Origin of the sequence: Helicobacter marmotae, from assembly GCF_003364255.1 — a bacterium.
Lineage (GTDB): Bacteria > Campylobacterota > Campylobacteria > Campylobacterales > Helicobacteraceae > Helicobacter_C > Helicobacter_C marmotae.
The window spans coordinates 1-20528 of record NZ_NXLR01000014.1 but is presented as its reverse complement, the minus strand read 5'-3'; the positions used below and the strand labels follow the sequence as shown (position 1 = coordinate 20528).

The window sequence follows — 20528 nt, the reverse complement described above, 5'->3', positions numbered from 1 at the left end:
AAATTATATAAGGAGAAATTTATGGAAAATATCTTTAAACTTGAAATCATCACGCGCTCAGAAAAGTTAAATATCCTTAAAGACGCGCTTGCTCAAAAGGGCATTAAAGGTATGACTATAAGCAATGTCATGGGTGCAGGTAATCAAAAGGGTAAAAGAGAAATCTACCGCGGAAGTGAAACGACTATTGATTTGCTCCCAAAAATCCGTGTAGAAATCCTCACAAAGCAAAGCAATATTGATGAGATAATCACCATAGCCAAAGAAGTGCTTAACACAGGCAAAGAAGGAGATGGCAAAATTATTATTATCCCCGTGGCGAATGTCATACGCATTCGCACAGCCCAAGAGGGAGAAGACGCTCTCTAAAATATAAATACCCCTATTTACACTATTTAAAGGATATATATGAAAACTATTTTTTTATTTTTACTCACTTGTAATATCGCCCTTGGAGAAGAAGCACATACTCAAGCCTTAGATATGCTTTTTGTTATGGCAGCTTCAGCCTTGGTGCTTCTTATGACCCCGGCTTTGGGCTTGTTTTATGCAGGTATGGTCAATCGCCACAATGTCCTTAGCACAACGCTTAATAGCATTATGCTCTATGCCCTAATCGCATTGCAATGGATTATCATAGGCTACAGCCTTGCATTTGGCGATGATTGGGGATTGCTCATTGGAGGCTTAAATCATCTCTTTTTATCAGATACAGATTCCACTTATAAGAACATACCTCAAAGTTTATTTGCGTTTTTTCAAATGCTTTTTGCAGTGATTGGAGCAGCTATTATTACAGGCTCTTTAGTGGAACGTATGCGATTTTGGGTGTTGCTTGTCTTTATTTTGTGTTGGAGTACGTTTGTATATGATATTTTGGCTCACTGGGTATGGGGCGGTGGCTGGCTTATTCATATTGGTTCTTTAGATTTTGCTGGAGGAGGGGTAGTGCATATTGCCGCAGGTGTTGCGGGGCTTGTAGGCTGCCTTATGCTGGGAAAGAGAAGATTCAATCAAGCCCTTTTGCCTCATTCCCTCCCGCTTTCATTCATAGGCGCCATACTCCTTTGGATGGGTTGGCTTGGATTCAATAGCGGAAGTGCGCTGAGTGTCAATACTACCGCGCTTAATGCCTTTATAACAACAAACTTTTCTGTGGTTGGAGCTATGCTTTCATGGATGCTCATTGAATGGATAAAATATGGCAAGCCCACATTATTAGGGAATATCACGGGCATTGTCGCTGGGCTTGTTGCGATAACCCCCGGGGCGGGCTTTGTTACACCCTTTGCTGCTATTATCATTGGATTTTGCGCATCGCCTATTTGCTTTTTTGCCATTAGTTTCCTTAAGTCAAAATTCGGTTATGATGATACATTGGATGCCTTTGGCTTGCATGGTATGGGAGGCATTTGGGGCGGGATCGCTACGGGGCTCTTTGCCACAAGTAGCGTAAATGAAGCTATGCTAGAGGAGGCTGCTGGAGAGGGGTTATTCTATAGTGGGGATTTTACTCTGCTTTTTATGCAGATAATCGCCATAGTTGCGTGCTTTAGCCTCTCGGCTCTTGTAAGCTACATTATTTTAAAGCTCATCAAATGCTTTACCCCGCTACGTGTCGATATTATGCAAGAAGAAAATGGCTTAGACCAAAGCCTGCATGGAGAAATTGCATATCGCTAAGTACGCCTTAATCGCTCTTGCAAAAGCAATGAATTTGTTGTGTCTTTGCCCTCTATAAGAGGGTGAAGAATTGCTTTTGAGGTCTAGTGATTCCTTTGTGAATTCTTCACCCACTAATGAGGGGTTGAGGATGACAAGAGGGGTAGAGTTTCTGGTAATTCCAATAGAGATATTTCACCCTTTTTGCAAAGGGCTCAACATGACAAACTTTCCTACCACTTAGAGCTTGAGGGGTGTATTCTTCGCCTTGCTTATACTGATAAAAATATGCCAAAAAGTCCAAAGTATTCTTTTAAAGCAAATTCTTTACCTACCCATGTATCCTTGACACAAAGACTCCAAATGAGAAAATACGCATAATAGATTTAATAAGGAAAAAGCATAAGTGAAGTGAAATGGGATTGCACAAAACTGAAGTCTTTAAAAAATAATAAAAGGAAATTGCAATAAAGGGAGAATCCCCATAAAGGGGATGGGGCATTAATGGACTTCACTCCAAATACGTCTCTTCCAAAGATATGCAAGCACACTCATAATACCAAAGAAAATCATAATGTAAATGCCCAAAGTTTCTCTCTCTTCCTTTTTAGAATCTCCTATTGACTCTAAATATGCTATGACTTGCTCTTGTGCTTCTTGGGTGAGCCCTACTCTTGGCATAGAAAGCCCTACAGGCATTACACCAAGCTCTTTGGCAAGATTACTATAATCTTGCTCGCTTTGCCAATCGCTTCTTTTATCATTTGGGGGGAGTGAGCCCTCTTTTTGAATGATAGCATCTTGTATAGATTTATATGAGACTTTTTGAGGGTCGTTAATAAAATATTCTAAATAATGTTTGCCCTTAGCGCGTATCATCATTGATAAATCAGGCGCACTTGAGCCAAGATATACATTGAGGCTCTCAGGGGTTGTGTGAGAAGCCACATTATCGTATTTCATGGTGTGGCAACGTGAGCAAGCATTGAGAAATACCGCTTTATTGGTAAGCTTTTCTTCAAGGGAGGCGATTTGATGTTGCTTTTGCTCGCTGGAAAGGTCTGTTTTTTCAATAGCTTCCTTTTTACTCACAAATTCTGAAGATTCTAAAACCTGTTTTTTCAATGCAACTGAACCTATGGATTTAAGATAAGCTACCATATCTGCAACTTCTTGTTTTGGGTCTTCATCACCAAAGTATTGCACCATTGGGAAGTCGCCATTAGGGAACTTATGGGCGAGATGAAGTGTATTCACAGGATCTAAAATAAGATTAGCAAGGAACTTTTCATCATAAATAGCCCCTGCTGTAGAAAGATCAGGAGTAAAGATGGTAGCCTCTTTATTATCACGGAAAAACATTGCCATTTCTCCGCCCTCAATACCAACATCTTTTAATGAGTGGCATGAGGCACAATTAATTTCTACTAGCTCTTTGCCACGTTCTGCATTGCCCTTGCTTACATCAATATCTTCTAAATCTTTAAAGGCAAAATCTGCCTTTGCTACCTCTGGGTGGAAAGTCGCATGAGCAAGAGGCTCTACACCCCAATAAAGCACACCCACAATCATCACAATAATTGCTAAAATTTTTATCTCTTTCATTAGTGTGCTCCTTTTTTGTTTTCAAGTATGGTTACAATGGGTAATCCTACAAACACGAGGAATAAGAAACCAATAGAGGCTACAAAACCAATGAAATTGTTGATTCCCTCCGGTGGGAGTTTGCCAAAAATTGTAAGCACAATCATATCTACAACCAACAAGCAAAACCACAAAAGATAGCCCGGACGTTTATGAGCAGGAGCGATAGTGGGGCTTCTATCAAGCCAAGGTAAGAATAAAAATGCCACTTGAGCGATACCAAAAGCCATTAAGCCTAAATCCGCACTGAAGAAAAATCCGCGCAATACTTCATAGCTCCATAAGAAATACCATTCAGGATAAATATGAGCAGGTGTTTTGAGATTATTCGCTGGGTCAAAATTAATGGGATCCATAGCAAAGTCAAAGTGAAAGCACACCAAATAGAAAAACCCTATCATAAACAAGCACACAACAAAAATATCTTTAGAGAGGAACACGGGCCAAAAGGGAATGACTTTAGATTCTTTCTTCTTCCCTTCTTCGTATTTTTTTGCCTCTGCCTCATAGTCGATATGCTCTCCGTCTTCATTATTGACATGAGGCATTCTCAATGTGTAAAAATGAAGTGCAATTACTGCAAGAATGACAATAGGCAAAAGGCATACATGAAGCATAAAAAATCGTGTCAAGGTAGAATCCGCCACGACAAAGTTACCGCGCACCCATTCAACCACATCTGGTCCTATAAGAGGAATGCCTCCAAAAAGATTGGTAATAACCGCTGCTGCCCAATAGCTCATTTGCCCCCAAGGAAGCATATAGCCACTAAATGCCTCTGCAGAGAAAAGCACAAAAATCAGCATACCGCCAATCCACACCATTTCTCGCCCTTTTTTAAATGAGCCATAATAAATAGCGACAAACATATGGATATAGATAATAAGAAATATCATACTTGCAGCCACCGCATGGATATGGCGCCATAGCCACCCAAATGCGACCTCGCTCATAATCGTATGATTCACACTATCAAAGGCTAAATTTACATCAGGTTTATAATACATTAAAAGAAAGAAACCAGACACCACAAGCAACGAAAATAAAGTTAATAGCACGACACCCATAGCCCATAAGAAGTTGATGTTTTTGGGAATCCAATATTTTGTCATCATCACTTCTAATAATTTTTTGATAGCAAGACGTTGGTCTAGCCAATCTACAAATCCTTCCGCTTTTTTCACTTCCATATCAACTCCTTATGCCTTTTTTGCTTCAAGCAAGGCTTTGTATTCTTGCCCCTCTTCGCCAAGCACCATTTTTGTCCCATCAATCTTAAAAGGCGGGATTTCCATAGGGCGCGGCGGAGGCGTGCCAGCTTCATTCACACCAGAATCATCAAATCGCCCACCATGGCATGCGCAGGCAAATTCTTGAGAAGTTTGATTAAAGCTAGGGATACATCCTAAATGCGTGCAAATTTGAATGCCCACCGTGTAAATAGCTCCATCTATTTCAAAATCTCGCCCTTCTGTTTTCTTACTTCCGGGCAACTTTTTAAGAATATATACTGGCTTGCCCCTCCATTCTACCGTTTGAAGCACACCCTCTTGCAATGCGCTTAAATCAAAAGTAGTGAATCCAGCTGAAACAACGCTAGGCAATGGGTCCCAAGAACGTTTCATCGCATACAGAGAAGCGAGTGCCCCTACAGCGGCAGCACCGCCTAGGGCTATTCCTAGGAAATCGCGTCTTTTTGTGTCTTGCATCTTTTCTCCTTTCTTTGTGTTATGAATCTTACAATCGCTTATCTTATGAAAAAAAGGCTTAAATATTTTTTATTTTTTGCTTAAAACTTTTGTTTCTTTGGGAGTGTGTTATAATGTGAGACATTAGTTTTAACGATTATTTGCGTAGGTGTAAGTGGCTTTGTAATATCGCTCTAAGCTTGAATTTAGGCTTGGGTCATCACTCAAGGAAAACAATGGATAGTTTTATCAAAGATTGCACACATTTTATACAAGAGCAATGCGCTCTGCGTGGATTTAAAAAGGTAGTTTTAGGCTTAAGTGGAGGGGTTGATTCTGCTGTGGTGGCGTATTTGGCAACTCTGGCATTAGGCAAAAATAATGTAAAAACACTCCTTATGCCCTCCATGAGTTCAGCTCAAAGCCATTTTGATGATGCCCTTACACTTGCCACACTTTTAGACTTAGAGCATAAAATCATAAAACTCCAGCCATTTCAAGCAGCATATATGCAAAATGTGGATTCTTATAGAGAGAGGGAAGATATGGCTCAAAAGCTTGCTATGGGGAACTTTTGTGCGCGAATGCGTATGGCATTACTCTATGATTATGCAAGTGCGCAAAATGCCCTTGTGCTTGGCACAAGTAATAAAAGTGAGCTTCTCTTAGGCTATGGAACGATTTTTGGGGATTTAGCCTGTGCATTAAACCCTATAGGCAATCTCTATAAAACACAAATCTTTGCCCTTGCCCAAAAGCTTAGCGTGCCTGAAAATATTGTGCGTAAAATGCCTAGTGCGGATTTATTTGCAAATCAGAGCGATGAGGGAGATTTGGGCTATAGCTATAGTGAGATTGATAACTTTTTGCGCGCATTTGTAAAGCTTGAGGGGCTTAGAGGAGAGCAAGAAGTACATATACGACCGCATATTAAAGAAGCATTAAAGAGAGAGGGATTTGCAGAAGAGATGATAGAATCGCTAAGCCCACGGATATGGAATAATGCCTTTAAGCGCGCTATGCCTCTTATCTTTAAGGGCGATTTTATACTTTAAATAAGGCGAAATATGCGATGGATTGATGCTTATTTTTATCGACCAAATTTATGGCAAAAGGCACTAAGCATAGCATTTTTGCCCATTTCCTTACTCTATGCTATGCTCTCTTTAGTCCGCCGTAAATGCGCAAGATACCATAATTTTCATATCCCCATTATCAGCGTGGGGAATCTCATCGTAGGCGGAAGTGGCAAAACACCCTTTATTATTGAGAGTGCAAGGCATTTTGAGAGAGTGTGTGTGGTATCAAGGGGCTATAAACGCGCTTCAAAAGGGCTTGTAGTAGTGAGTGAATGGGGCAAAATACTCTGCTCACAAGCCCAAGCGGGAGATGAGCCCTACCTGCTTGCAAGAGAGCTAAAAAATGCTAGTGTGATTGTCAGTAAAAATAGAGCCCAAGCCATACAAAAGGCTAAAGAAATGGGGGCAAAAATAGTGTTTTTAGATGATGGTTTTCGCTTTAATTATGCTAAATTTAATATCCTCCTTTTTCCGCTTTTAAAGCCATATTTCCCCCTCTGCCTGCCAAGCGGAATGTATCGCGAGATACCTAGTGCGTATAAAGAGGCGGATTTGCTTGTATATGAGGGCAGAGATTATAGAAGAGAAGTAAATATAGAATCTCCCACGCCAAGAATGCTGCTTTTAACAGCCATTGCTAATCCTGCGAGGCTTGATGAGTTCCTCCCTCCTGTGGTGGGGAAAATCACACTCCAAGACCACGCACAATTTGATAAAACATTCTTGCAAAATATGATAGAAAAATACAATGCCACAAGCCTGCTTGTAACAAGTAAAGATGAAGTCAAGCTCCTTGATAGTGGCTTTAGGCTTAGTGTGATGAGATTAAATCTCAAGCTAGAGGAGCATATTTTAGAATCTATAAAGGCATATATCCACAATTTTAAGGCATAATGAAATATTTTATTACCTAAGGAGTAAAAATGACATTACAAAAAGGCGATAAGGCACCCAATTTTAAACTTAAAAATAGCGATGGGACAGAAATAGCCCTGCAGGATTTATTAAGTAAAAGAGTGGTGCTCTATTTCTACCCCAAAGATAACACCCCGGGCTGCACGACTGAAGCACAAGAATTTAGCGCATTATTAGAAGCATTTGAATCTAAAAACACGATAGTAGTAGGCATAAGCCCAGATAGCCCCACATGTCATCAAAATTTCATCAATAAGCAATCCCTTAAAGTGCTACTTTTAAGCGATAGTGATAAAAGTGTAGCAAGTGCATATGGTGCTTATGGTAAAAAAATGATGTATGGCAAGGAAGTTTTAGGCATTATCCGCTCTACATTTGTGATAGATACCAATGGGCATATTATTCAAAGCTTTTATAATGTGCGCGCACAAGGGCACGCCCAAAAAGTGCTTGAAAGCCTAGATACATAAGGACATACGTCATAAATAGAATTTATTTAGCTCCTTTATGAGAGCTTCTGTAGTGCTCTCGTATATCATTAAGCAAGATTCGCTTCTCCCCGCGCACTACCTCCCAACACATAAAGCCATTTAATCGCTCCGCCTTAGCCTTTCTAAGCTGTGCTGCAAGGGTGTGTATATCATACATCTTACCTTCAAAGTCTAGCTTCCCATCAGATGTTAAAGCAGCTTGCAGAGCGGTGTTTTTAAGGTAAAGCCCCTCTCCGGCTTGCAAGAATCCTTTTTCTATCATCTCACTTAAACTTACCCTCAAAGGCTTTTTATCAAGCTCCGCCCTTGCAATAGGCGTATCTTCAAACATTATAGAATCTACTCGCCTTTGTCCATAATGAATATAAAGCGGATTTTGCTCAAAGCTAATGTAGTTTCTGCCTAATTTTTTTGCCATAGCGGCTGTAGTCATCGTGCCACCAAAAGGATCAAGCACAATATCACCAATCTTAGAGCTAATGGCAAGTATGCGATAGAGCAAAGATTCTGGCTTTTGGGTATTATGCAATTTATTGCCATTAGAATCTTTTAGTCGTTCATTTCCACTGCATACAGGTAATCTCCACACACTACCAAGCTGCTTACGCTCCCCTTTTTCAAAACCCATAATTTCAGTATTAAGCTCTTTTGCGCTCTTGTAGTTAAAAGTGTATTTGGATTTTTTATTTTTTGTTGCCCAAATGAGACTCTCATGTGCATTGTTAAGCCTTGTGCCATGAAAATTAGGTGTGGGGTTGCTTTTATGCCAAATCACATCATTGATAAACCAAAAGCCAAGTTCTTGCATTACCCCACCAATGCTATAAATACATTGCATCGAGCCAATCACCCAAATGCTCCCATTGGGCTTTAAGATTCGCTTGCATTGAGCAAGCCAAGCTTGAGTGAAAGCCACATAATCTGCATTATCAGAAAAGGCATTATCCCACACATCATCACAACCGCTAAAATTACCCCCCTCTGGTCTTTGCAAACTCCCCTCCACACGCATAAAATAAGGAGGGTCGGCAAAGACTAAATCGATACTAGAATCTGGTATGCTTTTAAGCAATTCTAAGCTATTGCCTTGCAAGATTTGATTAAGGGGTAAAACTTTGTTTGTTTCTCTCACTTGAGCCCTTTTAGTGTATTTAGAAGTATTTTAGCATTTTTGCTATGACTAAGGTTTTACATTAGGGCTTTAAATATGCTTGAGATATTAGATTTAATATGATTTTCCATACCTTTAATAGTAATAGGGTAATTTTGTTTGTTGTAATAAAATAAGAATGTCTTTATATCCAAACCCTCAAATGTTAATAATCCTTTGAAAATATTTTTAAAGCCCTCTAGCTTATAAAGAGAATTTGCCCCATGCTCTAAGCCCTTAGGATCGATAAAACATATCTTATAAGCTTTGCTTTCTTTATGTTTTAACCAAAAAATAAAATCAGGATAGAATTTGCGCATTTCTTGCAATGCCTCATCAAAATAAGGAATATAAATCAAATCCACATTTTCTACAATCCGACTAAAGCACCATTGATACTCTTTTAGGGCATTATCTTCATCTTCTATATACTTTTGCAAATCTTTTAAAAAATCTATTTCGCTTTGTTCTCTTATCGCATAGATAATCTCGCCTTTATCTTTTTCATCAAGCACCAAAGGCTTATAATAATGCGCTTGTAACTCTGCATTCAGCTCATAAGAATCTATAAAATCCTTACAAGCCATCCTTTCTTTAATTAATGCTGTATATTCATCAAGGGTAATTTTATTCTCTTCAAGCTCTCTTTTTAAAGTGTTTTCATCTTTTGAATATTTTTCTGCTAGATTTTTTATTTTTTCATTAAGTTTATCGATAGTCGCAAAATCAAGCGTGGAGCTAAATTTCTGATAATGACAAATTTCATCACTCAAAGGCTCAAACCTCTCAAACATTTTACTCGGAGATTGGAAAAATGAATGAAGCGTTTTTAGGGCATTTTTTGCCTCTAAAGTCTTTGTATTTCCAAAGATTTCAATCTCCTTTTTTGCTCTTATTTTTAAAAGTATAGAATATCCCAAATCTTTAGCTTGGATATTTTCGTGCAATAACAACACATCTTCATCAAAAGAATCTATATAGCCTTGCAAACCCTCAAAATCTTGCTGTGAAATTCTATAGCGTTTTGATACCCTGCCACAATCTTTATATTTAGGCACAAGTAGAGGCTCAAAAGTCTTACTTTTGACAAATCCACTCAAAGGTTTTGTCTGCATAAAATCCTCTAATCCCTCTAAAATCCCTTTAATCGCCTCATTATTTGACGCCATAATAAAAAGCGTTTCTATACCCAAACTCCCTTTACACAAACTTTCTCGTATCTCATAATTCACGCATTTGCATTTCTCCAGCCTTTTCCTCACTCCCCTAAAAGGTTCAATCCTCACGCCTCTACCAATGGTTTGCAGTACATACTTTTTAGCATTTTTGCTGCCAATATTGATAAAACAAATCAAATTCACACGATTACTATCCCAACCCTCGCTAAAAACCTTGCTTCCCATCATAATTTGTATCGGTGAATCGCCCTCATTAATGCCTTGAAAATATCCACCTGCAATGTCTTCCCCGCTTTCAACGCCAAGCTCAAGCAAATACTGCCTCTCCCACTTTTTAATATCGCCAATGTTTAAAAGCAAAAAGGGCTTGTCCGCATTCTTACTCTTAAAGCAAAGCTCTTTATCATTGCCCTTAATCTTACAAGCTTCAATGGCTGAAGTTTCATTCGCATAAAAAATTTCTTTTCTCAAAGTTTTAGAATCAATTGTCCTTATACATTCTAAAAATGCCCCATCAAGGCTAATGCTTTCAAAAAATAGCATTTGGTTTTGGAGCTTTTCATAAAGTTTTGAAGTGATTTCTGCAATATCTCTATCCCATTTAAGAATGCTTAAAATTGCTTCAAAATACAGCTTTATCCCCGCATCTGTGGTATTTACTTTATCAGCTACTGCAATAATAAGGGGATTATGATATTGAAGTTTGTAGCTTTTAGATTCTGTAAAACACTCAAATTGCGATAGGACTTTTTGCTTATGTTGTTTAATCGCACAGAGGAGAATAAAATGCTCTAAAATTCTTGTGATTTGCTCCTCTTGGTTTGAAGAATCTTTAAAAGATCTTAAATGAGAATCTAAAACTGCGATATTTTTACCATAGCCCTCGCGGTTAAATTTCTCTAAATTATAGTTAAACGCACAAGTTAATAAATCAAAATTATCGCTAAAAGTGGCAGAGAAATTAAAAATAAAGCCCTTGGGTTCTTCTAAAGAGGCTACTCCTTTTGCAATAGCCCTAATATAACTTTTACGCACAGAATCTTTGCTATCGCCCTTATGGGCTTCATCAAGCAAGATATACCAACCCTGCTCATTAAAGAAGTTTTTATAATTTAGTCGCTTTGCTTTGGGGTCTTTACCCACATTTTCGGGCGTATCAAGCAAATCACTGCGTCCAATAAAAACAATATTTTCACCAAATAGTGAAGCATAGGTTATGCTTTCATAATCTTTCAAATCTTTGATAACAATATTCTTGCTTTGAAGGGCATTATACTCACGGATATGATTTTTAAATTGCTCTAAAATCTTATCATTTGGCACAAGAAGCATAATGGGTTTTTGCGGAAGTTCTTTTTGGACAAAAAGATGTTGTAAAAGGGCGATAAGCTTTATCATCACAATACTTTTACCACTCCCCGTTGCCATCCAAAAACTCGCGGTATTTATTGTCTCTCTTGGTATTTTCTTTTGTGCATCTAAATAGCCTTGATATAATGTTTCACTATCACTCGCATAAAGCTTTAAGGTCGTAATCGCGCTTTTAAGTGCAGCTATTTGATAGTCTTGCAAAGTAATATCATAAGAAAAACTCTTCAAATCAAGATTTTCAAAAAGTGATTTATAATTTTGAATCTTTGGGGTGATAATATCCTTTAAAATCACTGCTTTTTGCGATGAATTTATGTTTTGCTTTATTTTAGCCATCTTTACCCCTCAATGCTTTAGTCTTGGCGCGAAAGTCCTCATAGGCGATTTCTACTTCTTCTTTAGTTTTTTGTTTATAAAGATTGTATTCTTTGTGTGCTTTTTGCATAGCTTTTTCGTGCGAGATATTCCCCGCATTTTGTAAAACTGCTCTTCCGCTAAACTCTAAAAAACTATTGAGTTTATCCAAATGCTCTTGCATTGTTTTTGTTTCACGTTTTAACGCACTAAGCTCTGCAAATTCAAAATACGCACTAACGATTCTATTTAAAGCCTCTAGCTCATCTTCTTTGAGATAGTTTTTTGCAATCTCACTCTCTTTTTTTGTTAGTATAGTGCCCTTAAAATTTGTAAGCCCCATATTAGGCTTATTAGAATCTGCCCTTTGATAAATCAGCTCACTTGCCGTATGCCCATGTGCTGAATAATGTAATTTATTTTGTATGGTTTTGAATAACTCTTGCGTGATGGCAGAATTTTTATCATAATCAATTGCAGTGGCATAGATTTTTAAGACTTGAGCGTAGATTCTCGCTTCACTTGAGCGAATATCTCTAAGTCGCTCTAATAACTCATCAAAATATCCCTCTCTCTCACCCTTTAGCCTCTCATCGTCAAGCACAAAACCCTTAATAAGGTATTCTTTTAAGATTCTGCTTGCCCATTGGCGAAATTGTGTCGCCCTTTTGGAATTAACGCGATAGCCCACAGAGATAATCATATCGAGATTGTAATGCTCTAATTCTCTTGTAACCTCCCTATTCCCTTCAGTTTGAACTATTAGGAATTTCCGAATAGTTGATTCTTTTCGCAATTCTTCTTCGTTAAAAATATGCCTGATATGCTCATTAATTGTTGGCACACTTACTCCAAAAAGCTCTGCAATTTGCTTTTGTGTGAGCCAAAGCGTTTCATTTTTTAGTTTTATACTAATAGCAGGAGCATTGCTAGAATCTTGATAAATAATCATTTGATTGGTTGTGGGCTCTTGCTTTTTCATTATCTATCCTTGCACTTGTAATTAAATGGCAGTTGTTCGGATTTCCCGAATAACTGAATCTGCCCGCATTTCCCCCTCTTTAAGGATATTTCTAATATGCATTGTGATATTTTCTCGCGAGGTGTCAAAACGAAGTTTCTTTAGATGTAATCCCTTTAGGATAAAAAGTTTGGCGATAGAATCTTGATTGAGATACACGCTCTCACCAAGCTCATAAAGCTCGACTTTAACTTTCTTATCTTGTGTGGTGTAGAGGAGGAGATTAGTTGCATTGACTATCATAGATATTTTCCTCGCAAAATATCTAAAAATAGGTGATTTCTATTTTCTGCATCACAAATTAAAGAATTGTAATCCATAAAATTAACAATTATATTATTAGCCTTATTATATTTATAGCAAATGGGGAAACTGGCACTTGTATATGTTTGGTTATAGTCATCATTGATAAGGTCTTTTAAGATGTCGTTATTAAACTTTAAAAAACCATATGCCCAAATTCTTAAGCTTTTTTGTGAATATGTCTCATTAATAGCAGAAGCGTAACTCAAAATCTGGCGATTTGCTTTTGGGAAGTAATCTCTATTTTCTTCGGGCTTTTTAAATTCTATGAGCAAAATATCAGTAATTTTTTCTTTTTCATAAGTATTGGAAATAATACTAAGTAAATCCGGTCTCTCTATGTTTTTGTGCAGCTCTGGAAATATATCCTTGATTTGTATATCACTAAAAATTTTATCATAACACATGAATCTATCATCAAATAACCAAACATTATTGCTCCTATAATCTTGCTTATTATCAGATGTTTTTTTGGACATGAACAAATTGTGAACTTTAGCTTCTATATCTTCTTTTTCAACAGATTCTTTTAATTGTTGAATTAATTTATTTCTATCAAATACATACTCGGCTAATTCGGCTTGAGTTACTTTAGCTAACTTAGTTTCATAGTTTTCTTTTGCCTTATTGCGATTATCTCTTAAAAAATCTTTATCTTCACCAAATTCCCTCTCTGCATTTTTTAGCATGTCATTTATATTTAACTCATTTCTATTTTCAAAATATGCTCCAAGATAAGGCAATTCTTTAATTGATTTTTTTCTATTTTCTTTAATTCTATTTTCTACATCAAAATTATGCTCTTTATAAATTACTTTAAGTTGATTTTCTAGTTCACTATATATCTCGCTCCAGCTTAAATCTTGAAATTCAAGTGAATTTTTTTGTTTAGGATAAATTTGTAACTCGTTTCTTTCATCATTGACATTGTTATCAAAATAATCGGATTCTAAAATATAAAATATCTTTAAATCTTTTTCACTTGGTAAATCATATTTTCTATCTTGTTCTAGCTCCGAATTTTTTACCACAACTCTATTATTTGCAACATAAAATCCCTCATTTTTAAAATCATTTTCTCCAAATAAATATGATAAAGCAAAAGAATAACTCCTAATTTTAAATTCTTTCTTTTCAAAATTTGGTATCTCATTACTTTTGACACTATCTACATGCTCATCATTTCTATAAATATTTATTTGAATATTTTTATTTTCTGTTTTAAAGTAAGCCAAAAAATGTTCTATAATCTGATTTTTAATTTTAGAAAAATTAACCGAAAAATTATCTTTTGGATTTGATAAAATCACTCTCGTTTTATCACCAGAATCTGTTTGTTTGGGTTCTGTCATACCATTACAGGTAAAACCAAACTCTTTGTTCTTGCTCACAATCTTGACATTCCTAAAAAGCTTAAGATATATAAATCTTCCCACGCCTTTACAGCCAAATGATTTTTTATAATTACTGCGATATTCTCCAAAAGACTTCAGATTTTCCTCGTTAAATCCATCGCCATTATCAATTATTTCTATGTTATCTATATAGGGGGTTTTATTTTTTTCAGTTAGACTAGAAGCTATAATTTTAAGCTCAACATTAGTCGCATTTGCTTGTATTGCATTCATTATAGCTTCAAATATTACATTTTCAACTTTGATATTTTTTAATTCTTCTACAACTGCTTCTATATTTACATTCATACTCATCTTTCTACTCCCACCATATTAGATTTTTAAGTTTGGGGTATTTGTGTAAATCTAAAGTATCTAAAGAGATAATCTCGCCATTGTCAAACTCGCAAGATTCTGTGCCTTTAGAATCTAAAAACAATCGTTTGATTTTCCACCCCATAAGGTTAGCTAAAGTATGGAAAATATCAAAATCTTTGCGCGATTCTGTGTGCATATCTAAGCATACGCTTTGGTCTTTGCTAAGCCTATCAATCAATTTGCGGGATTTGCGATAGTCTAGTATTGCTTTAGCTTTAGCATAGTCTTTGCCCTTGTAGTCGCTTTTATTTTCTACTGCATTAGCACTCAAAGGTTGCAAAATATATTCGCAATGATTGAGGGCTTCTTCATAAGATTCTAATTCATAATATCTAAAAGCTCCGCCACCTTTATAATCGCATTCTTTAGAGATACCACTTTGGAATCCTGCAATGACTTTTTTAAGGCGAGGAATGATGACATTATAGAAATGCTCGCCCATTTCTACACCAATCCATTTACGCCCGAGCTTTTGTGCCACTGCTAAGGTCGTGCCACTGCCTGCAAAGAAATCAAGCACCAAACTAGCATTTTGAGCAGAAGAAACCCACCCCCTAGCCCCCTCCGCAGGGGAGGGGGAATGAATCTTAGAGGGGAGAAGCCCCTCCCCTTGCGGGAGGGGTTGGGGAGGGGTAGCTGCATTGCTCGCAATCTCTAAGATTCTTTGCAAAAGTTTTTCGGGTTTAGGGGTATCAAAAATTTCATCTTGAAACATTGCCTTTATCTCTTGTTTGGCTATCTGATTATGTCCAACCTCATCATAACGCCAAAGCGTCTTTGAAACTACACCTTGTTGAACTTCAGATAGAAATTGTTTTATTTGTGGTTTTGAATCATTATTTTTTCCAAAATAAATTCTATTATCCTGCAATAATTTTTCATAATTTTCCTTTGAGGTTTGCCAACAGCTTCCTCTTGGCGGATAAACAACTTTTCCACTTGGTGTAGTAATAGGATAATCATAAGATTTGCTATATGTTTTGACAGAAAAACCGCCCGCTTTCCAGTCTCCTCTTGAATCATTGTCGGGGTTACTATATCTCGCATTCATTTCTTCTGTTCTTGGTAATAAAATAGGTTTCCATAAATCTTTATTTTTTGCATAAGAAACAATAAAATCATGATTATCGCTTAAATACTTTGAATCATTTGAGGGAGAATATTTCTTTTCCCATATCACATTACTTACAAAATTCTCCTCCCCAAATACCTCATCACACAGCAACTTAAGCCTTGCTTGTTCCTTGTCATCAATGCTTATAAACATACTCCCCTTGAGATTAAGCAGTTCTCTTGCACATTCAAGGCGATTATTCATTAGACTTAACCACGAGGCGTGATTGAAAGTATCTGCATAGATAAAGCCATCATTGCCTGTATTGTAAGGCGGGTCAATATAGATTAAATCTACCTTGCCTTGATATTTTGGCATAAGGGTATTGAGGGCTTGAAAATTATCAGATTTTATCAATTCGCCATTAAGCAAAGATTCTAAATTCTCAAAACTGCTTAGAATCTGATATTTACTCTCTTGGCTGAAGTGTTTGGTATCAAGTGGAAGATAGCGATATTTCTCTTGTATGTGAAGTCTTTCCCCCCCCCCCCCGCGGGAGAATCGCCATTAATAGCGCCTATCAATAGATCTTCTTTCTTAAATCCTTCATCAATTAGCTTTAATTCTTGCCATTCTTTGATTTGAGATTCAAAGCCTTTGTCATTAAGGATAGAATCTAAAAGGCTTATTTGTGTAGAAGAATCTAGTGAAGATTTTTGGCTTCTCTCTGCATTTCCTGCAATTCTAGTATCTTGCGTAAGATTTACAGGTTGCGCCGAAAAATCCGATTGAGATAAGGCTGTGCGCCTATCGATTGAGGATTTTTCAAGCTCCTGCGAAGATTGCGCAAGAGACGAATTGCCACCGCTCAAAGCTGAATGCTTTAGCAACATATCTAGGCTAAAAACATATTCCACTTTTTTAGCAAACTTTGGCTTTAGCCAAATAGCCTTTAGCTCGTTTTCAAAATCTGCGATAAGGCTAATGATTTCATAAGCGATATTTTTAATTCTTTGCAAATAAGCAATTTTATCTGGATTCCATTCTTGTATCTCGCTATCTTTGTAGAGATAGCTAAACATCCATAAATTAAATTGTTCCTCTAAAAAGGCTTTAGCATTTTTATGGATAAAAAAGTCAATTTCACTTTGCTTTTTATAACTTCTAAAGATTTTTTTCAAAGTTTCTTCGTTGATTTTGAGTTTAGCATCTTTAAGGGATTTTAAAAACTCATCGCTAAATTCATTAGAATTTTGTTTAAAGACATTATTCAGCTCGGGGAATAAGTCTTTTTGACTTAAGACTTTGATAGTGATTGTGGGGAGTTCACCCTCATTTCTATTGATAGAATGTAGTTTAAAAAGTAGTTTGCTTTTGCTATTATCTGCATTTTGGCGATATTGCTTCGCATCAAAATAGACTTGATAAGTTTCACTATCATCACTTAAAGTCAAGCTTTGATAAAGCGTATCAGATTTAACATAATAGAGATTTTGGGTTTTATAAAATAAACTTGTATCTTTGGTATTGCTATAAACTTTGGCATAGATATTTTTATAGATAGGCGTATCGGTGAAAAATGGCGTACCACTCTCACTAAGATAGCTATCAAAAAAGGTAAAAAGCTTATTATAAATATCGTGTGATTGTGGCTCACTTTCTATTTGCGATTTTAAATAGTCTTTAATATGCCCAAAATATTGCTCCTTGATGTGTAAAAGATTGCTAAAGCCACTTTTGGCGGTATTATTCTGGTGAAAATCCTTTATCTTCACCCCTAAGTAGCACTCTTCTAGCTTGCTATAAAAACGCTTTTTGTAATCCATGATTCTTGCTCCAATCTTATTTAGGTTATCATATCATTGCAACACACATCTACCACTTGCGCATTGATTGATAAAGCTACTCAAAGGCATACTAGCACTGCCGCGCCTACCTTCTCCTTCACCACTACAATTATTATTTGATACAAATGCAGCAATGGGATTAGGGTAAATCTCACGCAAACGCAAATGATAAAGCATATAAAGCTGCGTACCCCTTGGAGTAATAATGTTGAGGGCTTCATTTATATCATGTGCAAGCGAATTTCTTAGTGTTCGTGCATAAGTTTGATAACTCATATTATTAATGTTGGTAGGTATAAATTGCACACCTTCACTTGTCCTTAAAGCTGGCATAGCATGCCCATTGCGTGTGCCATCTGGAGTAACAAAATACATTTGCACCACCCACAAAGTCCCTGCAGGTTGAAAAAATAAATCTCTTAATGTGCTCCTCATGGTAATATCTGTTCTAGCAAATTCTGAAGAAAGCCAAAAATGTCCGGGGAAAAGGCTTAAGGCAATAGAGCGATACATCTGTAAGGCATATTCAAATGTTTGTGCTTGTGATAATCCTCGTGGGATATTTGTAGCACTATATTGACTAAGCTCATTTGCTAAAATAGGGTAGCGCGCACGAAAAGAAGTAAAAGGATTTACTCCATAAGTAGTATCAAAGAAAAAGCCTCCTTCATCAAGCGGGTTATATGTGTATTCATTTAATTCTGCAATCATTTGATAACTCTGCAACAAACATACACCACAATCTCCCGCACGTTCAAGCACTCCATCAGTCGTTGTGGCAATTTGCCATAAACGTCCTATCCAATCTTCATTTAGCACAAAGCTACTTGGCAAACTAAGAGGTGATGAGGATAAAGAGCCTTTTTCTGAATCTCCTTTTGCAGGGCAATGAGTTAAGGAATCTGAAAGATTGGCATTTCTAAAACGTTCCCAGTTTTGCATATCATAATTGAATCTAAAATATGATGTCTGCCCCTCACCTGTATCTTTGGCGATAAAATCTTTTTTTGCGGTATAAGGCACACCCCAATTTGCGCCATATTTTGTTACGCGCAAAAAATTCCCCAAATAGTCTTGAAGTATTGCTATATCATTGTCTGCAAACATAAAGAGATTCCATACTTTTGTATCATTATCTTTTTTAGGGGCGTGAAAGTCGCATTTTTGCCAACTCGACCAATTCCAACTTTGCCGTGTAGTTTGTTTTGAAGTAAGGCAAAGCATATCTGCATTAGCTGGGTTGTATTGTGCTATATAGCCATTTTCAAGATTAAAATATAACTCTTGAACTTCATCTTTAATAGATTGATTGTTTGTCAAATAATATAAATCAAATCCTTGAGGGGTATTAAAGCTCCAAGCAATGAATCCACTTTGGGCAAGATTTGCAGGTGTTGCTATCGTATTTAGCCACTCTTGCATATCATAAAGGACAAGGTTAGGTATTTTGGTGTGAGCATTTTGGTTTTCTTGCAAGGTTAAAAAACCATCTATAAGCCCAACCATAAAAGAAGAATCAGCGCTATAAAGCACATTATCTTTTACAATAAAGCTTTGAGTTTTGTCATTAAGCACACATGGGCGCAAAATCAATCGTTCCTTAGCCTTATATGTTTGATTAACCCCACTCAAGCAAAGCCAAGTGTCATTATGCTTCCAAGCTATACGACTAAAAACATCATAACGAGCATTTTCTGCCCTTTTGCAATCAGTGACACTTACATAACCCTCACCTTTGGTAAAGATAGGGGTGAGGCATTGTATTTGTGAGCGTTCATTTTTAAAAGCAATAGGTCTATCTTTTGGCTTATCAGCAAGTTTTTGTGGGACTTGTGCGATTGAAGATATAGAATCTGCAGCAAAAGCAGGCATCATAGCAAAAAGAACAAATATAATGAAAAAGCTTAGGCAAGAGGGCTGTATAAATTGGTTGCGTTCCACTTTGAAGATTTGCGTGGCTTTTTTGCATTGTATTTGCTTATCTCTATCTTTCATAGTTATCCTTTTCTTGTAAGTTAATGACATTTCTGCGGTATTCTTCTCGTATGTCATTAAGCAAGATTCTAGAATCTCCTCTACTTGCTTCCCAATACACAAAACCATTCAGTCGCTCTGCTTTAGCTTTTTTAAGTTGTGCTGCAAGAGTATGAATATCATAAATTTGTCCCCCAAACTCTAACTTGCCCTCATTTGTCAAATAGGCTTGAATGAGGGTATTTTTAAGATAGAGTTGCTCTCCAACTCGCAAAAAACCTGCTGCAATCATCTCGTTTAAACTAACCTTTAGTGGCTTTTTGTCAAACTCTGCTTTGGTAATAGCACTATCTTCAAACCCCATTAAATCTAATCGTTGTTTGCCATATTCGATATAATGGGGATTTTGTTCAAACATGATGTAATGCCTACCCAATTTTTTTGCCATAGCGGCTGTGGTCATCGTGCCACCAAAAGGGTCAAGTACAATATCTTCCATTTTAGAACTAATAGCAAGTATGCGATAGAGCAAAGATTCTGGCTTTTGGGTATTATGCAATTTATTGCCATTAGAATCTTTTAGTCGTTCATTTCCACTGCATACAGGTAATCTCCACACACTACCAAGCTGCTTACGCTCCCCTTTTTCAAAACCTACAATTTCAGAATTGAGCTCTTTTGCTGTTTTGTAGTTAAAAGTGTATTTGGATTTTTTATTTTTTGTTGCCCAAATGAGACTCTCATGTGCATTATTAAGCCTTGTGCCATGAAAATTAGGTGTGGGGTTGCTTTTATGCCAAATCACATCATTGATAAACCAAAAGCCAAGTTCTTGCATTACCCCACCAATGCTATAAATACATTGCATCGAGCCAATCACCCAAATGCTGCCATTGGGCTTTAAGATTCGCCTGCATTGAGTAAGCCAAGCTTGAGTGAAAGCCACATAATCTGCATTATCAGAAAAGGCATTATCCCACACATCATCACAACCGCTAAAATTACCCCCCTCTGGTCTTTGCAAA

17 protein-coding genes and 1 pseudogene are annotated in these 20528 nt (G+C 36.9%); 5 read left to right on the top strand and 13 right to left on the bottom strand.

The features are described from left to right. Positions 1–21: 21 nt before the first annotated feature. Both CQA63_RS07190 and CQA63_RS07185 read left to right on the top strand, forming a co-directional pair. On the top strand, positions 22–369 hold the full coding sequence (locus tag CQA63_RS07190) for a P-II family nitrogen regulator (protein WP_104700555.1): 348 nt from the start codon (positions 22–24) through the stop codon (positions 367–369). A 114-nt stretch (positions 370–483) separates the two neighbouring features. Further along, positions 484–1683 carry an ammonium transporter gene (locus tag CQA63_RS07185; RefSeq protein ID WP_233706670.1) on the top strand — a complete coding sequence of 400 codons (1200 nt, stop codon included), beginning with the start codon at positions 484–486 and terminating at the stop codon, positions 1681–1683. Positions 1684–1789: 106 nt separating this feature from the next. Here the strand turns inward: CQA63_RS07185 and CQA63_RS09875 are convergent, their stop codons facing one another. The 4 genes from CQA63_RS09875 to petA form a co-directional block, all read right to left on the bottom strand. Continuing rightward, positions 1790–1957 carry a hypothetical protein gene (locus tag CQA63_RS09875; RefSeq protein WP_170128387.1) on the bottom strand — a complete coding sequence of 56 codons (168 nt, stop codon included), beginning with the start codon at positions 1955–1957 and terminating at the stop codon, positions 1790–1792. 206 nt (positions 1958–2163) lie between these two features. Continuing rightward, on the bottom strand, positions 2164–3267 hold the full coding sequence (locus CQA63_RS07180; protein WP_104700553.1) for a c-type cytochrome: 1104 nt from the start codon (positions 3265–3267) through the stop codon (positions 2164–2166). Continuing rightward, positions 3267–4496 (bottom strand): cytochrome b, encoded by a 1230-nt coding sequence (locus tag CQA63_RS07175; protein ID WP_104700552.1) that lies wholly within the window; start codon positions 4494–4496, stop codon positions 3267–3269. Before CQA63_RS07175 ends, CQA63_RS07180 begins: the two co-directional genes overlap by 1 nt. Positions 4497–4505: 9 nt before the next feature. Further along, positions 4506–5015 carry a ubiquinol-cytochrome c reductase iron-sulfur subunit gene (gene petA, locus CQA63_RS07170; protein WP_104700551.1) on the bottom strand — a complete coding sequence of 170 codons (510 nt, stop codon included), beginning with the start codon at positions 5013–5015 and terminating at the stop codon, positions 4506–4508. Between the two features lie 215 nt (positions 5016–5230). On the opposite strand from petA, the gene CQA63_RS07165 reads away from it, so the two are divergent. The 3 genes from CQA63_RS07165 to bcp are packed head-to-tail and all read left to right on the top strand — an operon-like array spanning position 5231 to position 7458. After that, on the top strand, positions 5231–6049 hold the full coding sequence (locus CQA63_RS07165; protein ID WP_104700550.1) for an NAD+ synthase: 819 nt from the start codon (positions 5231–5233) through the stop codon (positions 6047–6049). A 12-nt stretch (positions 6050–6061) separates the two neighbouring features. Further along, entirely contained in the window at positions 6062–6967 is a 906-nt protein-coding gene (locus tag CQA63_RS07160; RefSeq protein ID WP_104700549.1) for a tetraacyldisaccharide 4'-kinase, read from the top strand. A gap of 29 nt (positions 6968–6996) precedes the next feature. After that, positions 6997–7458 (top strand): thioredoxin-dependent thiol peroxidase, encoded by a 462-nt coding sequence (bcp, locus tag CQA63_RS07155; protein ID WP_104700548.1) that lies wholly within the window; start codon positions 6997–6999, stop codon positions 7456–7458. 22 nt (positions 7459–7480) lie between these two features. Here the strand turns inward: bcp and CQA63_RS07150 are convergent, their stop codons facing one another. From CQA63_RS07150 to CQA63_RS07110, 9 genes and pseudogenes are all read right to left on the bottom strand, one after another. Beyond that, positions 7481–8611, bottom strand: a complete 1131-nt coding sequence (locus CQA63_RS07150) for a DNA-methyltransferase (protein WP_104700547.1) — start codon at positions 8609–8611, stop codon at positions 7481–7483. A 56-nt stretch (positions 8612–8667) separates the two neighbouring features. After that, the gene (locus CQA63_RS07145; protein WP_104700546.1) at positions 8668–11514 is read right to left on the bottom strand and encodes a DEAD/DEAH box helicase family protein; all 2847 of its coding nucleotides are present in this window, start codon (positions 11512–11514) and stop codon (positions 8668–8670) included. Further along, complete coding sequence (locus CQA63_RS07140; protein WP_104700545.1) at positions 11507–12514, bottom strand: virulence RhuM family protein; 1008 nt, start codon at positions 12512–12514, stop codon at positions 11507–11509. The genes CQA63_RS07145 and CQA63_RS07140 overlap by 8 nt, the downstream gene beginning before the upstream one ends. A gap of 21 nt (positions 12515–12535) precedes the next feature. Beyond that, complete coding sequence (locus CQA63_RS07135; protein WP_233706666.1) at positions 12536–12796, bottom strand: virulence RhuM family protein; 261 nt, start codon at positions 12794–12796, stop codon at positions 12536–12538. After that, complete coding sequence (locus CQA63_RS07130; RefSeq protein ID WP_104700544.1) at positions 12793–14559, bottom strand: ATP-binding protein; 1767 nt, start codon at positions 14557–14559, stop codon at positions 12793–12795. The genes CQA63_RS07135 and CQA63_RS07130 overlap by 4 nt, the downstream gene beginning before the upstream one ends. Positions 14560–14569: 10 nt before the next feature. Continuing rightward, the gene (locus CQA63_RS07125; RefSeq protein ID WP_233706665.1) at positions 14570–16099 is read right to left on the bottom strand and encodes a site-specific DNA-methyltransferase; all 1530 of its coding nucleotides are present in this window, start codon (positions 16097–16099) and stop codon (positions 14570–14572) included. 458 nt (positions 16100–16557) lie between these two features. After that, positions 16558–17508: pseudogene (locus CQA63_RS10240) on the bottom strand (site-specific DNA-methyltransferase); the annotation flags it as partial. A gap of 33 nt (positions 17509–17541) precedes the next feature. Continuing rightward, positions 17542–19524 carry a DUF1561 family protein gene (locus CQA63_RS07115; protein ID WP_158655517.1) on the bottom strand — a complete coding sequence of 661 codons (1983 nt, stop codon included), beginning with the start codon at positions 19522–19524 and terminating at the stop codon, positions 17542–17544. Beyond that, on the bottom strand, positions 19514–20528 hold a 1015-nt coding region (locus tag CQA63_RS07110; RefSeq protein WP_147288750.1), incomplete at its 5' end, for a DNA-methyltransferase. The genes CQA63_RS07115 and CQA63_RS07110, both read right to left, overlap by 11 nt.

Coding starts and splice junctions, on each gene's coding strand:
- CQA63_RS07135 (WP_233706666.1), bottom strand. CDS start 12,796: ATGATAGTCAATGCAACTAATCTCCTCCTCTACACCACACAAGATAAG.
- CQA63_RS07140 (WP_104700545.1), bottom strand. CDS start 12,514: ATGAAAAAGCAAGAGCCCACAACCAATCAAATGATTATTTATCAAGAT.
- CQA63_RS07175 (WP_104700552.1), bottom strand. CDS start 4,496: ATGGAAGTGAAAAAAGCGGAAGGATTTGTAGATTGGCTAGACCAACGT.
- CQA63_RS07165 (WP_104700550.1), top strand. CDS start 5,231: ATGGATAGTTTTATCAAAGATTGCACACATTTTATACAAGAGCAATGC.
- petA (WP_104700551.1), bottom strand. CDS start 5,015: ATGCAAGACACAAAAAGACGCGATTTCCTAGGAATAGCCCTAGGCGGT.
- CQA63_RS07130 (WP_104700544.1), bottom strand. CDS start 14,559: ATGAATGTAAATATAGAAGCAGTTGTAGAAGAATTAAAAAATATCAAA.
- CQA63_RS07160 (WP_104700549.1), top strand. CDS start 6,062: ATGCGATGGATTGATGCTTATTTTTATCGACCAAATTTATGGCAAAAG.
- CQA63_RS07190 (WP_104700555.1), top strand. CDS start 22: ATGGAAAATATCTTTAAACTTGAAATCATCACGCGCTCAGAAAAGTTA.
- CQA63_RS07145 (WP_104700546.1), bottom strand. CDS start 11,514: ATGGCTAAAATAAAGCAAAACATAAATTCATCGCAAAAAGCAGTGATT.
- CQA63_RS07115 (WP_158655517.1), bottom strand. CDS start 19,524: ATGAAAGATAGAGATAAGCAAATACAATGCAAAAAAGCCACGCAAATC.
- CQA63_RS07180 (WP_104700553.1), bottom strand. CDS start 3,267: ATGAAAGAGATAAAAATTTTAGCAATTATTGTGATGATTGTGGGTGTG.
- CQA63_RS07185 (WP_233706670.1), top strand. CDS start 484: ATGCTTTTTGTTATGGCAGCTTCAGCCTTGGTGCTTCTTATGACCCCG.
- bcp (WP_104700548.1), top strand. CDS start 6,997: ATGACATTACAAAAAGGCGATAAGGCACCCAATTTTAAACTTAAAAAT.